Annotated in this window: 22 protein-coding genes; 8 read left to right on the forward strand and 14 right to left on the reverse strand. The window is 52.0% G+C overall.

Features of this window, described 5'->3' with window-relative positions; genetic code table 11:
* Nucleotides 1–8: 8 nt before the first annotated feature.
* The 13 genes from ABTW00_RS15830 to ABTW00_RS15890 all read right to left on the reverse strand — a co-directional run bounded on the left by ABTW00_RS15830 (nucleotide 9) and on the right by ABTW00_RS15890 (nucleotide 7,757).
* Nucleotides 9–443, reverse strand: a complete 435-nt coding sequence (locus ABTW00_RS15830; protein WP_016808609.1) for a gp16 family protein — start codon at nucleotides 441–443, stop codon at nucleotides 9–11.
* On the reverse strand, nucleotides 440–649 hold the full coding sequence (locus tag ABTW00_RS15835; RefSeq protein ID WP_151224926.1) for a hypothetical protein: 210 nt from the start codon (nucleotides 647–649) through the stop codon (nucleotides 440–442). Before ABTW00_RS15835 ends, ABTW00_RS15830 begins: the two co-directional genes overlap by 4 nt.
* Nucleotides 650–923: 274 nt before the next feature.
* Entirely contained in the window at nucleotides 924–1,646 is a 723-nt protein-coding gene (locus ABTW00_RS15840; RefSeq protein ID WP_414438261.1) for a DUF2786 domain-containing protein, read from the reverse strand.
* Complete coding sequence (locus ABTW00_RS15845; RefSeq protein WP_032742822.1) at nucleotides 1,636–1,830, reverse strand: hypothetical protein; 195 nt, start codon at nucleotides 1,828–1,830, stop codon at nucleotides 1,636–1,638. The genes ABTW00_RS15840 and ABTW00_RS15845 overlap by 11 nt, the downstream gene beginning before the upstream one ends.
* A 3-nt stretch (nucleotides 1,831–1,833) precedes the next feature.
* Entirely contained in the window at nucleotides 1,834–2,016 is a 183-nt protein-coding gene (locus ABTW00_RS15850) for a hypothetical protein (protein ID WP_151224927.1), read from the reverse strand.
* Nucleotides 2,017–2,093: 77 nt separating this feature from the next.
* Complete coding sequence (locus ABTW00_RS15855; protein ID WP_101836659.1) at nucleotides 2,094–2,705, reverse strand: DUF3164 family protein; 612 nt, start codon at nucleotides 2,703–2,705, stop codon at nucleotides 2,094–2,096.
* Between the two features lie 16 nt (nucleotides 2,706–2,721).
* Nucleotides 2,722–2,937 carry a hypothetical protein gene (locus ABTW00_RS15860; RefSeq protein ID WP_151224928.1) on the reverse strand — a complete coding sequence of 72 codons (216 nt, stop codon included), beginning with the start codon at nucleotides 2,935–2,937 and terminating at the stop codon, nucleotides 2,722–2,724.
* 12 nt (nucleotides 2,938–2,949) lie between these two features.
* Nucleotides 2,950–3,222 (reverse strand): hypothetical protein, encoded by a 273-nt coding sequence (locus ABTW00_RS15865; protein ID WP_032742827.1) that lies wholly within the window; start codon nucleotides 3,220–3,222, stop codon nucleotides 2,950–2,952.
* The gene (locus tag ABTW00_RS15870) at nucleotides 3,223–4,392 is read right to left on the reverse strand and encodes an ExeA family protein (protein WP_064349309.1); all 1,170 of its coding nucleotides are present in this window, start codon (nucleotides 4,390–4,392) and stop codon (nucleotides 3,223–3,225) included. It abuts the gene before it with no gap.
* 12 nt (nucleotides 4,393–4,404) lie between these two features.
* Nucleotides 4,405–6,189: a DDE-type integrase/transposase/recombinase gene (locus ABTW00_RS15875; protein ID WP_151224929.1), complete on the reverse strand. Its 1,785-nt coding sequence runs from the start codon at nucleotides 6,187–6,189 to the stop codon at nucleotides 4,405–4,407.
* Nucleotides 6,190–6,254: 65 nt separating this feature from the next.
* A complete protein-coding gene (locus tag ABTW00_RS15880) occupies nucleotides 6,255–7,193 on the reverse strand; it encodes a hypothetical protein (RefSeq protein ID WP_064392212.1) in 939 nt (312 codons plus the stop codon).
* Between the two features lie 16 nt (nucleotides 7,194–7,209).
* Nucleotides 7,210–7,515: a helix-turn-helix domain-containing protein gene (locus ABTW00_RS15885; RefSeq protein ID WP_040223801.1), complete on the reverse strand. Its 306-nt coding sequence runs from the start codon at nucleotides 7,513–7,515 to the stop codon at nucleotides 7,210–7,212.
* A gap of 53 nt (nucleotides 7,516–7,568) precedes the next feature.
* Nucleotides 7,569–7,757 (reverse strand): DNA-binding protein, encoded by a 189-nt coding sequence (locus ABTW00_RS15890; RefSeq protein ID WP_016808596.1) that lies wholly within the window; start codon nucleotides 7,755–7,757, stop codon nucleotides 7,569–7,571.
* A gap of 99 nt (nucleotides 7,758–7,856) precedes the next feature.
* On the opposite strand from ABTW00_RS15890, the gene ABTW00_RS15895 reads away from it, so the two are divergent.
* Nucleotides 7,857–8,210 carry a helix-turn-helix domain-containing protein gene (locus tag ABTW00_RS15895; protein ID WP_040223803.1) on the forward strand — a complete coding sequence of 118 codons (354 nt, stop codon included), beginning with the start codon at nucleotides 7,857–7,859 and terminating at the stop codon, nucleotides 8,208–8,210.
* A 23-nt stretch (nucleotides 8,211–8,233) separates the two neighbouring features.
* Nucleotides 8,234–8,935 carry a hypothetical protein gene (locus tag ABTW00_RS15900; RefSeq protein ID WP_064392215.1) on the forward strand — a complete coding sequence of 234 codons (702 nt, stop codon included), beginning with the start codon at nucleotides 8,234–8,236 and terminating at the stop codon, nucleotides 8,933–8,935.
* A gap of 98 nt (nucleotides 8,936–9,033) precedes the next feature.
* Here the strand turns inward: ABTW00_RS15900 and ABTW00_RS15905 are convergent, their stop codons facing one another.
* Nucleotides 9,034–9,804: a DNA adenine methylase gene (locus ABTW00_RS15905; protein WP_151224931.1), complete on the reverse strand. Its 771-nt coding sequence runs from the start codon at nucleotides 9,802–9,804 to the stop codon at nucleotides 9,034–9,036.
* Between the two features lie 417 nt (nucleotides 9,805–10,221).
* Here ABTW00_RS15905 and ABTW00_RS15910 point away from each other — a divergent pair, with 417 nt between their 5' ends.
* The 6 genes from ABTW00_RS15910 to ABTW00_RS15935 are packed head-to-tail and all read left to right on the forward strand — an operon-like array spanning nucleotide 10,222 to nucleotide 12,417.
* The gene (locus tag ABTW00_RS15910; protein ID WP_151224932.1) at nucleotides 10,222–10,632 is read left to right on the forward strand and encodes a putative holin; all 411 of its coding nucleotides are present in this window, start codon (nucleotides 10,222–10,224) and stop codon (nucleotides 10,630–10,632) included.
* A gap of 2 nt (nucleotides 10,633–10,634) precedes the next feature.
* Complete coding sequence (locus ABTW00_RS15915; protein WP_151224933.1) at nucleotides 10,635–11,267, forward strand: transglycosylase SLT domain-containing protein; 633 nt, start codon at nucleotides 10,635–10,637, stop codon at nucleotides 11,265–11,267.
* Nucleotides 11,254–11,703, forward strand: a complete 450-nt coding sequence (locus tag ABTW00_RS15920; RefSeq protein ID WP_151224934.1) for a hypothetical protein — start codon at nucleotides 11,254–11,256, stop codon at nucleotides 11,701–11,703. Before ABTW00_RS15915 ends, ABTW00_RS15920 begins: the two co-directional genes overlap by 14 nt.
* Nucleotides 11,618–11,821, forward strand: coding sequence for a hypothetical protein (locus ABTW00_RS15925; RefSeq protein ID WP_419144187.1), 204 nt, complete (start codon nucleotides 11,618–11,620; stop codon nucleotides 11,819–11,821). Before ABTW00_RS15920 ends, ABTW00_RS15925 begins: the two co-directional genes overlap by 86 nt.
* Nucleotides 11,808–12,110 (forward strand): DUF2730 family protein, encoded by a 303-nt coding sequence (locus tag ABTW00_RS15930; protein ID WP_032742847.1) that lies wholly within the window; start codon nucleotides 11,808–11,810, stop codon nucleotides 12,108–12,110. The genes ABTW00_RS15925 and ABTW00_RS15930 overlap by 14 nt, the downstream gene beginning before the upstream one ends.
* Before the next feature lie 10 nt (nucleotides 12,111–12,120).
* The gene (locus tag ABTW00_RS15935) at nucleotides 12,121–12,417 is read left to right on the forward strand and encodes a VpaChn25_0724 family phage protein (protein ID WP_151224935.1); all 297 of its coding nucleotides are present in this window, start codon (nucleotides 12,121–12,123) and stop codon (nucleotides 12,415–12,417) included.
* Nucleotide 12,418: the final 1 nt, after the last annotated feature.

The following is a 12,418-nucleotide window of genomic DNA, read 5'->3' on the forward strand; positions in this document are numbered from 1 at the left end:
TCCAGAAATCACTTTGCGCCCTGCAGTTCTTCCAGAGCCTTGCGTTCGCGAGTCTGCCACTGCTTCAGTGTCTCAATCACACGGCTTGCTGCCGATGTATTGAGCCAGTCAAGGCGGCTGACGCCCGTAATGCGATGCACATAGACGTTGATTGCCCGTTCGGTGCGGTCGTGAATAAAACCTTCGTCAGCCATTTCCAGCCACAGTGCCCGGATTTTCTTCGACTGATCGTCGGTGGCCGTGAGCTTTTCTTTCTTCTGAGTCCGGACCTTAAACCCGATTTTTTTCATCGCATCGAGGATCTGGTTCAGTTGCCCGATATTCATTTCTCGCGTGGATTCAATGCCAGCGTAGGTATTCAGCAACTGGCGGTAAGTATCTTCATCCATGCGCAGTTCACGCTTTGCCACATGGATGATTTTAATCAGCTGGGAACGGGTCATTTACCTGCCTCCTGAGTAACAAGGGGCGAATCCGGGGCATGGACCTTGCCTGGACCATGAGCCAGGGCAAGTGCCACAATAACAATAACTGAACCGATGACTCCCAGCATGGCTGGTACAGGGCTTAGATTATTTGCCGATAAAGACCCAGCCATGATAGCGAGTAAAAGGCCGATAATGGTTAAAATCAGTGCGCCAATAATCATTTTATCTCCATCAAAATAAATTAAAAATGAATAAAACAATTAAAGCAGCAACTACAGTCCCCAGAATTAACCACCAGAACCCTTTTCGCTCTTGCGATGACTGAAAGCGGGAGGCTTCAGCTATAAGTTTTTTATTCATATATGTAAGCCTCTTACGGTTTATTAAAATAATCCAGGGTAGCGATAACGGTGTAATAACCGATAAACCCGACTGCAACCCATATGACGATGCAGCCCAGCAAGCACAATAAAAGAATATTCCCGACAGTTAGTTTCATGACTTGTACTCCAGAGAAAGGGCCAAATCTTTACCGGATACGCCTTGATTCAAACGCGCTTTTAATCCCTCATTAAATCCCGCTTCCGCTGCATCCTGATCACCCCGGCATTTTTTAGCTTCACGGGGTTTCAGATCGGATAATTCCTGCTCTTTCTTCATCTTCGCCAGAAAATTCGCCATCAATGTTTCTTCGGTTTCAGTCACTATAAATGGCTCTATCGCCTGATGCGCGCCTTCAGTCCACCCTTCGCAGAACTGGTCAGCGCGGGCTGTTTTAGTGGAAGGCTTAATATTCTTACGCAGAGAGCTAATAAATGTACGGCGGGCTTTGACCATCTGGCGGGAAAGCACATCAAAGGCATAAGCGGCAATTTCCGGGCGCTCATCCGGACCATAAAAAATGACGGTGTTTTGCTTCTGGCCGTTCATATAGTTGCGGCGGAAAGAGTAATAGCAGTTAACACCCATAGCACGGCAAATTAACTGGCCCAGAAACGTCATATAACGAGGGATGTTTTGTGCATGGGATGGCGCACCTTTACTGGCCTTGCTGGTGATATCCATCAGATCGATATCATTCTGGCTCAGCTTGTGTTTACGCATCAATGCCTGCGCCTGATTGAGCGCAGTGGCCGCTTCATGAGAATTCGAACTGCGACGGGCCAGATTCAGGAGTTTTTTGATTTTAGCCAGATACTTTTCAGTTTCATTTGTCATTTTCATCACCAGTCAGAGGTTGTAATTCAGCGGTGGGGACAAAAGCGTTATAGGAAAGTCCGCAGTGAGGGCATTTCAGAATCAGGTCGATACACCACGTACCATCAAAACTTTCCATAATGGTCGCTTGCTCAAAATCCAGATCATCGACCGGGTTGTCGCAACGTTTGCATAACAGAGACATTTATTATTCCTCCCGCCAGACTTCCCCACAAATCAATAAAGCGCCCGGTGAGCGCTCATGAATGACGTCTGCGACCAGCTCGCAGGACTGCTTATTCAGATAGATATCTTCAGTAACAGGCAGTGCGTCACAGGCATCTGTTCCGCAGGCTGATACCAGTAAAATAAAACCGGCTAATGTCAGCATAATTAGTCCTATTGCTAAATCCGGCGTGCAGAATCCCACGGCACTGACGCCGGATTAAAAAGAGATGCAGAAATAAATTAAATAGCAGCTATATCTAACGGTATATTAACCAGCTTCCCGGACTTATCTTTCTCCCGGAAATTAATATAGGTTTTGGACATGGCCACCTGCAGCGATTCCGATATCGCATCCATTGCCTTAATCCAGCGCTCATCCTGAATTTTTACCCTTCGCAGGGAGAGAATACGCCCGGTGTTAAGCTGTCCCTCTTTATCAACCTGGAAAGCATCGCTCACAATAGCCCGCAGGTTAACATTGGCATCTTTCGACCATTCAGTGACGCATTCATCAAACAGGTCTTTAGCAATCTGCAACTCCGGACCGAAAGTCAGCGTTTCCTGTACGCGTATAGTGATTTGCTCGCCACCGTCAAAGCTGCTGAATGTCACATTACCCTTTGCGCCGCCGCGCGTTCTGCCGTATTTTTCTGCCACAAGGTCAAGCCAGGCATAGCATTCATCAAAGGCACGACGTTTAAACTCGCTGAGTTCATCGCGCTTAAGTTTTGCAGCAGCAACCTGTTCCCGGACAAAGCTGTCCATCGCCAGATCGTAATCAGAAATCTGACTTATTGGTACCAGCCGACCTTTACGGTCTTTCATATATTCATCTTGATTAATCGTTGTCATAATATGACCTCAATGTTTAATGTGATTTTCCGCCGGGCATTAAAAAATCCTCTTCTACCCGATAACCGCTATTTTTAAGCTCGCTGAGAACAGACTCCTCAACACAAGGTTTCAATGATTCCAGTATGGATAATTCACGTTCGCATGCATCATTAGTGTTTGCGCCCTGCATTTTGCAATAAATACCCCCTCTGGGAGTCAGTGCGATATAAATCTCAATTTTTATTGCCATATTTATTTTCCTTCAGTGAAGTAATGATTCTGACCAGATAACCCTGCAACCATACATCTCAACTTCCCCCTGACGGTAACGCCCCTGATGGTCAATGCCGGTCATGGTATAACCTGACTTTTTCCCCCTGAAGTGACTGACACACGGACTGTCGCGGGAAACACGAATAACCGGCTTTCCTGAATAAATCATGATGCTGGTGACAGGCGTATTCATTGCATTGAGTGCCGCAATGGCATTCATCAAATCAGCCAGCTGTTTATTAACGTTCGGTATTGTTTTCATTTAAACCGCCTTAATAACGTCGGCATTAACAACCGGAACACCGAGCTGCGCCGCCATATTCATGGCTGCAATCACCAGATTGCTGACCGCCAGAGGATATAACAGGCTGACTACCCCTCTGCGACCGCCGATATTGTTACTGAGGCGGGCACGGATGGCGTCGACAGCGGTGTTATCCAGCACATCAGTTATTGGTTTTCCGGCACGTTCGAATTTGAACTTCAGAAAGCGCTCCAGCTCTGTATCCAGTGGTAGCAGTTCAACTACTTCGCAGCGCTGAACCACCTCACGGACTTCCTGGTTGCGTTCAGACAGTTTCATCGCCAGTTCGGGCTGGCCAATCAGCACGATGGACAGCAGTTTTTTAAAGCCATGCTCAAGTTCAAAGAAGCGCTTCAGGTGCTTCAGCGTGGGCAGCGGCAGTGAATGTGCCTCCTCAATCACCAGAACGTGGCTGTAACCGGCGTTGCTGGAGTCCTTCAGCACGCGGTGTAACTGGCGAAAGCGGGCTTCCTGACTGCGTTTGACGTTCTCCAGCGGCGCAATGGTGTTAATGATGGCTTCGGCGATGCTGGCCGCTTTCAGGGTCTTCCCTTTATTGTCGTTGTCTTCCATCGCGATGATGTAGGGCTCAATGACGATGACCGGCGCATTTTCGCGGTGAATACGCTCAATCAGGTCGCGGCGCAGCGTGCTTTTCCCCGCGCCGGATTCCCCGATAACCGCCATAAAACCGCCAAAACGGGCTGTCTGATACAGTGCCTCGCGAACGTAGCGAATATCCGGCGTGGTGAACACGTCCTCTGAACTCTGCATGGCGTCATCCGCGAACGGGTCACGGAAAATGCCGAATTGCTTTTTGGTGACTGGATTTAATACCTGTTTTGCCAGTAACATATTTTCGTCCTCTTCGTTATTTGCCTGTTGCGGGACGGAGGTACTGGCGGGTTCCGCCGTCAGTACCTCATCAAACGCCCGGGATAATTCCTCCCCGAGCCCGCGTGATGCCAGGAATGTCATAATCTTCTGCCGCACTTCTTCAGGGCGACGCTTCGGCCAGATGCCGTGGTTAATCAGCTGTGAAACGGCGGGCTGCGAAACAGCTGCAGCTGCAGCGACTTCCGTCTGTTCAATACCGTGCTGTTTCATCAGGTCTTTCAGTACCAGCATGGGGGCCTCCCGTTAATGGCCGTTAACGATGCTGAGCCGTGGCGCTTTGTTCCCGGCCAGTTCCTGCGCGATGGTGTCAATATCTTCTGCCGGAACGCCTTCCGGAAAGCGACTGACCAGCTGCGCGTAGTGTTCCGGGAACCAGTTATGGCCAGTTGCCGTCAGACGCTCACGCAGTAATTTGGCCGCCTCAACATGGGATAACGGACGCTGCTCGATGCGCGGGCCACGAACCTGACTTTCCTGGCCGCGTTTTGGCAGGTAGGTCGGGTGATCGTCGCGTTCAATATCGAGATATGGGTTGAAACGTCCCCCGAACGGCAGGGCTTTGCCTTTTCTCGCGGCCTCGGTTTCTTCTTTACTGGCCGTGCCAAAGACGAGCTGCTCAACTTCATCAAGATGCTGCTGGGCAACGGTCTGGGGCAGCGGTTTAAAGCTCTCACCGATAACCGGGGCATCAACAGCAAAGCCGTGTTCGTCTTTCTGCACCTCGTCAACCAGGAAGAACGACTTCAGCCCGTTCTCGCCGGTCATCACGACCTGAGCCTGATCGTCACGGTAGAGGTTGCGGGCTACCATCACGCGGTCATTCACGCAGACACCCGGCACAGCGGAAACGTCGTACTGCCGCCCCCGGAAACGTACCCGCACAAAGCTGTCCACCTTACAGCTGACCGGCGCTGACACCGCGGCTTCCCGGCAGACCTCAACAGAGGGGGCCTTGACCAACTGCTCTTCGGTGATCAGCAACCATTTATCCGTGCGGGCCATGCCGTAACGGCTGTGAATGGCCGTGCGGTTGAACTTCATCCGCCACAGACGCGCCAGGCGGTTCAGTTCGTCGATGCTCTCCACCCGGCAGAAGCGCAGGCCATGTTCGAAATCCCGTTCGAGAATGTCACGGGCCTTTTCCACCGAGCCGGTGGCCCGGGCGTTGCGGGCTTTGTGCGCAATCAGCCTGATACCCAGCGCCTGGCACAGGTTGCCCATCGTGGGGGACTTCAGGGCTGCGCCGGGGTCGGTGAACAGCACCTTCGGCACCCCGTGCAGCACGTCAGCGCCGCCGCGTTCCTGCATCATATTGATAAGCACCGAGGTGAAGTTTTCGGTGGTTTCGCCACCGAACCGGTACTCCAGGTAGATCCACCCGGTGGTGTGGTCGGTTCCTTCAAAAGACCAGACGCGGTCATTGACGACTTTGGCCACGTTGGCGGGTTTGTTCTTGTTGAACTCTTTCTCATCCATAATGCGCAGTCCGGTATCACCTTTAACCCCTTTGGCCGGGTTCTTGAGGTAATAAAGCACGCAGATGGACGCATCCAGTTGCCAGACGTGGTTCGGGTGGCGGCTGGCCAACTGCACTGCCGGAGCTGGTGCCCGCAACTGGTCAGGGTGCAGCCGGTACTGGCGCAGGGCACGGATAATGGCGCTGGCCGACAGCGGCACAATCTCACCGGTGGTCTCATCAAGCCTGCCACTGACGATCAGACCGTTATCACGCAGGCTGTTGATGGCTTTTTCCACGCTGAGGGTACGTTTGCCCGTCCCGCGAATGGTTTCCATCAGGGTGCCGGAAATGGTCATCGCCTCCTCGCGGGTCAGCGCGGAATCACCTGCGTCAGAGCGCTGTTTTCTCGGCTTCTGCAGGCGGACGGCATTCAGTTTTTTGAGCAATGTGGCACGTGACATACACAATTCCTCGCAGGCGGCCTGATACACAGCTTCTTTATTGCCATGCCCGGCAGCACTGGCTGCTTCGGCGATGGCAACAAGGCGTTGAGTCAAAACTGGATTCATTGCATCCCCCTTAGCGGCGCAGCAAAGTGCCCTGCGCCTCTGCTGAGGCAATAACAGCGGTGGTTTTATCCATTATTTTCATCCTCTTGCTGTGCTTCTTTTACCCAGTCCGGTATCACGCTGGTCTCACGGGCTTCCGGCAGGCTGAATTCCTGACGCAGCTCTTCGAACTGCGCCTGAAGGTCATCGAGCAGGCCCGCCATCATGCCGGTATGGTTGATGCCGGTGCGTTCGGTGTGCTCGGTCAGGGCGTTGAAACCGCTTTTAAGGTCAAAGAACGCGCTGAGAACCCCGCTTTTAAAGCCGGTGACCTCTGTCTCAAGCGCCACGCCTTCTTCGTCCGGGGTTTCCGTGGTGGTGCGGCGAACCAGGCGGGATTTAAGCTCCTCTTTTTCATTGCGCATCGTGCCGAGTTCTTCTTTTTTCTCGGCCAGCATCTGGCGACTGATTTCAAGGTCGGTCTTCAGCTCTTCCTTCTCGCGGGCATGTTTGGCGATCATCTCTTCAGCCAGTTCAAGCAGTGCGGTTTTGTCGCCTTCTTTGGCAACCTCAATCAGGGCGCTTTTCTGGTCTTCCGGCAGGCGGCGGAACTGGCGCAGTTCGCGGTAGCCGATGCCCATGCGGGACATGGATTCCAGTGCTTCTTCGCCGAAGGCGGTAAGATTGGCAATATCCAAATCGGCTTTATCCGCAGATATTCCGAGCACACTGCAGAACTCATCCCATGTGCCCGAAAACTCCGAACCGTTCGGTGTCTTCTTGCCTTTGAGGTTGCGGTATAGCTTGTTTTCCTTAACAAAAGCCAGTTTAGAAGTCCGAACCGTTCGGGAAAATTGCTCAAACGCATCAGCCATCTGAGCCTGACCCAGTAGCTGGTTTAGCAGGTCTCGTTCGTCATTCATCTGGCTGCTAACAGTGGCCATCAGATTCTGGGTGGCTTCCAGTTCAGGGCTGAGGGTTGCATCAGGTGCCAGTTCAGTGGTTTGTTGCTTAGTTCGGGCCATTCTTGCTTATCCTTAATTAGCGACTGCCAGCGATAATGCGCTGATTCAGTTCATCAATACGCCCCTGAGCGCGGGCAATTTCATTACTATGGGCAACAGCGATCTGCAGAACCTGCACACTAAGTGCAAACCTGCCGTTATCGAGCTTCTGGGCAAGCCCTTCGTCTATCAGGGTATTGAGGGCGCGGTTGATATTGGCCGGAGACTCATCCAGTGCTTTCGCCAGTTCGCTGTTGGAACGGCCACTGAGTGAAGAGCCTTTGAGCGCTTTGAGAACCCGCAGAATACGGCCACCGGATGTGGATGTGATTACCTTGCTCATGTCACATACCTCTTTTCTATATATGAAACACTGTTACACTTATTGCAGGCTCTTCAGGCTGCAACGTTGCCGGGTTTGAGCCCCAGCTTGACGGCGATCTCGTGCGATTTACCGTAATTGGCTTTGGTCTGGCCATTAAGTACCCGGTAGACCTCATTCCGGGAGTAGCCATGCTCTTCAGCCCACTGGGTGAAAGTGATCCCCCGCTGGCGAAAGAGTGATTTGACTTGTTCTGCAGTCATCGTTGTCCCCTTTATTGATGCAATGATGTTTGCCTTATGTGTGTTAGATTATGGTGCAGAGAACCTCACCAGTCAATTTTAAAGTGCAGAAAAACTCACATGATCGGTTTGCGTATTAAAGAAGAAAGAGAGCGATTAGCCCTTACACAGCAAGGGTTGGCGGATGCTATTGAAATAGCAAAGAGAACGTTGATTGATTGGGAAAAGGGAAGGACATCACCAAATGCAGTGCAGTTATCTGCACTGTCTGCTCTGGGGATAGATGTTTTGTACATAGTTACAGGTATGAGGAATGCGTCGCTACCAACAGTTACGACAGAATCTTCACTAACTAAACGTCAGTCGGCTTTGCTTGATAATTACGAGAATACAGATGAAGCTGGCAAAAAAATCATTGAGGCTACTGCCGCTGAAGTTGCGCAACAGATCGGTCTCATGAAAAAGTCAGGCTAATCTTTCAGTTAAGGGCATGGAACATGGATAACGTTCGAATTCAATATGGTTTTTTTATGGGAAATAGATTTTTTCTCCTTCTTTTAATTATTGTTTCGACCTTGATTCTCTCCGGTTGTGACAATGCTCAAAAAGCCGGAACTAATTACTTGGCGCAACAAATGCGTGACCCAGACTCTGCAAAGTTTCGTGACGTACAGACAGTTACTGATTCTGCTGATCCTTATGTTCAAAATATTTGTGGTTTCGTGAATGGCAAGAACCTCTTCGGCGCTTACAGCGGTGAACAACGTTTTGTCGTCAAGGTGTTCACTGGCCCCCAAAAATCAACTTTTACCCCCTTGAGTTTCGTTGTTGAAGGTGACGACAACCAGTCTCGTCGGGCTACAAAGGATTCGAACAAAACAACCCACCCGCAAACGCTTTTTGAAGAACGATACTGGAACAAACTTTGTATCACCAATGAGCGTAAACCTACATATTCTGGTGTTAGCTGGAAGACGCCCTTCGAGCTTTGCAGAGATAAGATACTTTCCTCAATAGAAATTAAAGGAGATGTGCCAGTGGTTGAAGCCCAATCCGTTGGTGGTGATACAATTCTTGAGTGGTATGGCGATAATGAATTCTTTGTACCGACATCAACACCACATGAGATGGATTTGCATAGTGTTCGTTGTGTTGTGAACAATGATTCTGGGGAGATAAGTGAGTTTCATATATTTTAATCTGTTTCAGGTTGTCAATAGTGCAACTGTTCCGATAACGAGATCGCCTTCAATTGATAGGCCACCACTTATATATGGTGGCCTTTTAGTCAAACTAATCAGAAATTGCAGATAATTAGCTCTCGCTTGAGTTCAGCTTTACCCGTTGTCTGCAGGTTGTAGCGGATATCGACTGTCTGAATCCGCAGCCCGGCAAAGGTTTCCCTCATTTCCTCGATATCGTTCACCGATATAACCATTTTCCCGCTGATGGTTCGTGCGAGTTCCGCCATGTGCTCGTATTGCTCCAGCCTGAATTCGACGCCATATCCCTCCGTTTTCAGGTACGGCGGATCACAGTAAAAAAGCGTATGTGGCCTGTCGTACCGCTTAATGCAGGTAGCCCAGTCAAGGTGCTCAATGGTGGTTCTGGAAAGTCGCAGGTGAGCCAGCGACAGTTCTTCTTCGATGCGCAGCAGGTTAAGGCGTGGTGCACTGGTAGTTGTGGTGCCAAAGGTGTGATCGGCCACTTTGCCGCCAAAAGCCTGTTTCTGCAGGTAGAAGAAGCGGGCCGCTCGTTGAATGTCGGTCAGTGTTTCTTCCGGGGTATCCTTCATCCAGCGGTATATCTGGCGACTGACCAGCGCCCATCTGAACTGCCGGACAAACTCATCAAGGTGATGCTTGATCACCCGGTAGAGATTGATCAGCTCGCCGTGAATATCATTGATGACCTCAACCTTGCTGGGCTCTTTCATGAAGTACAGCGCTGCTGCGCCGCAGAACGGCTCCACGTAGCAGGTGTGTGACGGAAATAACGGAAGAATGTGTCTGGCCAGACGACGTTTCCCACCCATCCAGGGTAATACTGGCAAAAACTGAGATTTCATATTCTGTAAGCCTTTTTCATTGAATGAAAATGCAGTAGGCTTAATCTGTCTCGCGAGACGGACTGAGCCATGATGTGACTCACAGGTACATGCTGTGTGTTACTGGCCTGCAGGATGTTGACGCATCCTGCAGGCCGCTCTTTCTTGGCTATGGGATATTGAAATTTTGGGGACGAGAAGTCGTCTGCCCGTGGGCACAGCAATGTATTAACAAAAACTCTGTGTTAAGGCGATGGCATGACTCTGCCTATCTCCGTATCTCATAAAGGCTAATCTCCCTGAATCCCCTGATAATAAAGTCTAAATAGTACCCACAGACCGTTGTCTTTTCTGCCCGGGGGCAAACTACACTGCCCCCGCTCATAGCACAAACTGACTCCTGTTTATTCTGCCCTCATTCAGATTACAGGAGTCACCATGTCACTATTTCACAAGGTCCGTCACCAGCGGCTGCGCAACTGGATCATCCTCGCCGTTGCGCTGCTGGCCGCTATCGCGTTCATTTCCCCCGAACAGCTCGGTGTCACGCTGTACAAGCTGTCGCTGGTTTCCATCGCCGCCATTCTCGGCTACCACCTTGATCGTGCACTGTTTCCTTACGCCAGCCCGGGGAGTTATCTGACTGAGAACTGGAAAAACCGGGAAACGAAGAAGCGAAGCACCGGAAATAACAGTCATACTGATGCCCCTCCACCACTACCTCACGGTTGCGAGGGAAGAGTGGAATTTCCGGTCTCGCACGGCTACGAGCTGATTTTTGCCGCTGTTTTGCTGCGACGGGCACTGATTGTCGCGGCGATCTGCATCGGCGTGACGATGGGGCTCTGACGATGATCCGACTCGCGCTGTCTCTCATCCTGCTTTGCCTGCTGAGTGGTTGTCACCCGGTCTTTGCGGCCAGCATTCCGGTTGAGGCCCGGCAATATCAGCGCGAGCTGACCCGCAATGCCCGCGCTGTCTGGGGGCTCAACGCTCCGGTATCCACCTTCGCCGCCCAAATCCATCAGGAATCCCAGTGGAATGCCCGCGCCCGTTCTCCGGTCGGAGCGCAGGGGCTGGCACAGTTTATGCCTGCCACCGCCAGCTGGATTGCCGGTATTTACCCCGATCAGTTGAAAGACCATCAGCCTTACAACCCGTCGTGGGCCATGCGGGCGCTGGTGCAGTACAACCGCTGGCACTGGCAACGTATCACCGGTACCGCCAGCGACTGTGACCGCATGGCTTTTGTGCTGTCGGCCTATAACGGCGGTCTGGGCTGGGTCCAGAAAGACCGGAAGCTGGCCACCAGTCGCGGGCTGGATGCCAGTCGTTACTGGAACCAGGTCGAAAAGGTGAATGCGGGCCGCAGCGCTGCCAACTTTCGCGAGAACCGGGGCTATCCCCTGAAAATCATCTACACCTGGCAACCGCGCTATCTGGCGGCGGGCTGGGGACCAGGAGAGTGCCATGACGTCGACTGAGTGGGTGAAAGTGATCGCCCGTTATCTGTTGTGGGCAGCGCTGATACTGGGATCGGTCTGGTTTATCTGGCATCAGGGATACGAGCGCGGGGAAGCGGATGTGCGACTTGAGGTTGCGAATCAGAAGACTCAGCAGGCCGCCGACTCCCTGAATCAGTTTATCGACGGGGCCAGGCAACTGACTGCGCAGGCGAATCAGGCCAGCAGCTTACTGGCACAGCAAATTAACGCCCGCCAGCAGGCGGATGAAAAATCCACGGAGGCCATTCGTGAGGCTCTCAAAAAGAACGCTGCCAGTCGTGCTGGTTGCGGGTTTGATGCTGACGTCATGCAGGAACTCGCCGGAGCCCGTGAGAGAGCAGCAACAGCCGCTTCCTCGGGTCTTACCCGCGAGGATGACCGTACCATGCCCTCGACCGGTGTTTCCGGCAAGTAGCAGCATGGACGATCTCGCGGTGGCTCAGAAGCAATTATATGACCAGTACGGCCTGTGCGCCGGTCAGCTGGTTGAAGTCATCAAGTGTGCCCAGGAGGGTAACTGTGGGAATAAATGAACTGAGATTCGACTGGGCATTTTTGCAATGGGCAGTGATGGCGGTGGTCGGTGTCTATACCTGGCTGATTGGTCGCCAGTCCGCCAGTCAGAAGGAATTGCTGGAGCTGCGCACCCGCATCACCACCGTTGAGGCGCAGATTAAATCGGTGCCAACGCAGTCGCAAATCACCGAACTCATCGCAAAACTGAGCCGAACTGAAGCCCAGATGCACGGGATGCAGGAGCAGATAGCGGCCACCTATCGTCGTACTGAGAATATCGAAGCCTATCTGCTGCAGAAGAAATAACGGAGGACCCATGAACTTTGCCCGTTTTTTGCGTGAGGACCAGCGCCTCGTCATGCTGCGTTTTTTATCAGAAATGCCGAGCTACAGCTCCAATAGTTCCGTCATTTACCAGGCACTGACCCGCTATGGCCACGCCCCCAGCCGCGATCAGATTAAATCAGAGCTGCGCTGGCTTGAAGAGCAGGGTCTGGTGACGGTTGAAGATATCGGGACGGTGCTGGTTGCCCGTCTGACCGAACGCGGCGCTGATGTGGCAGCGGGTCGGGCTATTGTGCCTGGCGTGAAGCGTCCTGGCGCGGGGGGCTGAT

The organism is Kluyvera georgiana, assembly GCF_050990895.1.
In the GTDB taxonomy this organism is placed as follows: Bacteria; Pseudomonadota; Gammaproteobacteria; order Enterobacterales; family Enterobacteriaceae; genus Kluyvera; species Kluyvera georgiana.

Excerpts from the sequence above, each read along its gene's own strand:
- ABTW00_RS15860 (WP_151224928.1), bottom strand. The coding sequence starts at position 2,937 with ATGGCAATAAAAATTGAGATTTATATCGCACTGACTCCCAGAGGGGGT.
- ABTW00_RS15885 (WP_040223801.1), bottom strand. The coding sequence starts at position 7,515 with ATGAGCAAGGTAATCACATCCACATCCGGTGGCCGTATTCTGCGGGTT.
- ABTW00_RS15850 (WP_151224927.1), bottom strand. The coding sequence starts at position 2,016 with ATGCTGACATTAGCCGGTTTTATTTTACTGGTATCAGCCTGCGGAACA.
- ABTW00_RS15905 (WP_151224931.1), bottom strand. The coding sequence starts at position 9,804 with ATGAAATCTCAGTTTTTGCCAGTATTACCCTGGATGGGTGGGAAACGT.
- ABTW00_RS15915 (WP_151224933.1), top strand. The coding sequence starts at position 10,635 with ATGATCCGACTCGCGCTGTCTCTCATCCTGCTTTGCCTGCTGAGTGGT.
- ABTW00_RS15835 (WP_151224926.1), bottom strand. The coding sequence starts at position 649 with ATGATTATTGGCGCACTGATTTTAACCATTATCGGCCTTTTACTCGCT.
- ABTW00_RS15880 (WP_064392212.1), bottom strand. The coding sequence starts at position 7,193 with ATGGCCCGAACTAAGCAACAAACCACTGAACTGGCACCTGATGCAACC.
- ABTW00_RS15900 (WP_064392215.1), top strand. The coding sequence starts at position 8,234 with ATGGATAACGTTCGAATTCAATATGGTTTTTTTATGGGAAATAGATTT.
- ABTW00_RS15895 (WP_040223803.1), top strand. The coding sequence starts at position 7,857 with ATGATCGGTTTGCGTATTAAAGAAGAAAGAGAGCGATTAGCCCTTACA.
- ABTW00_RS15920 (WP_151224934.1), top strand. The coding sequence starts at position 11,254 with ATGACGTCGACTGAGTGGGTGAAAGTGATCGCCCGTTATCTGTTGTGG.
- ABTW00_RS15840 (WP_414438261.1), bottom strand. The coding sequence starts at position 1,646 with ATGACAAATGAAACTGAAAAGTATCTGGCTAAAATCAAAAAACTCCTG.
- ABTW00_RS15935 (WP_151224935.1), top strand. The coding sequence starts at position 12,121 with ATGAACTTTGCCCGTTTTTTGCGTGAGGACCAGCGCCTCGTCATGCTG.
- ABTW00_RS15855 (WP_101836659.1), bottom strand. The coding sequence starts at position 2,705 with ATGACAACGATTAATCAAGATGAATATATGAAAGACCGTAAAGGTCGG.
- ABTW00_RS15865 (WP_032742827.1), bottom strand. The coding sequence starts at position 3,222 with ATGAAAACAATACCGAACGTTAATAAACAGCTGGCTGATTTGATGAAT.
- ABTW00_RS15910 (WP_151224932.1), top strand. The coding sequence starts at position 10,222 with ATGTCACTATTTCACAAGGTCCGTCACCAGCGGCTGCGCAACTGGATC.
- ABTW00_RS15845 (WP_032742822.1), bottom strand. The coding sequence starts at position 1,830 with ATGTCTCTGTTATGCAAACGTTGCGACAACCCGGTCGATGATCTGGAT.
- ABTW00_RS15875 (WP_151224929.1), bottom strand. The coding sequence starts at position 6,189 with ATGAATCCAGTTTTGACTCAACGCCTTGTTGCCATCGCCGAAGCAGCC.
- ABTW00_RS15830 (WP_016808609.1), bottom strand. The coding sequence starts at position 443 with ATGACCCGTTCCCAGCTGATTAAAATCATCCATGTGGCAAAGCGTGAA.
- ABTW00_RS15890 (WP_016808596.1), bottom strand. The coding sequence starts at position 7,757 with ATGACTGCAGAACAAGTCAAATCACTCTTTCGCCAGCGGGGGATCACT.
- ABTW00_RS15870 (WP_064349309.1), bottom strand. The coding sequence starts at position 4,392 with ATGCTGGTACTGAAAGACCTGATGAAACAGCACGGTATTGAACAGACG.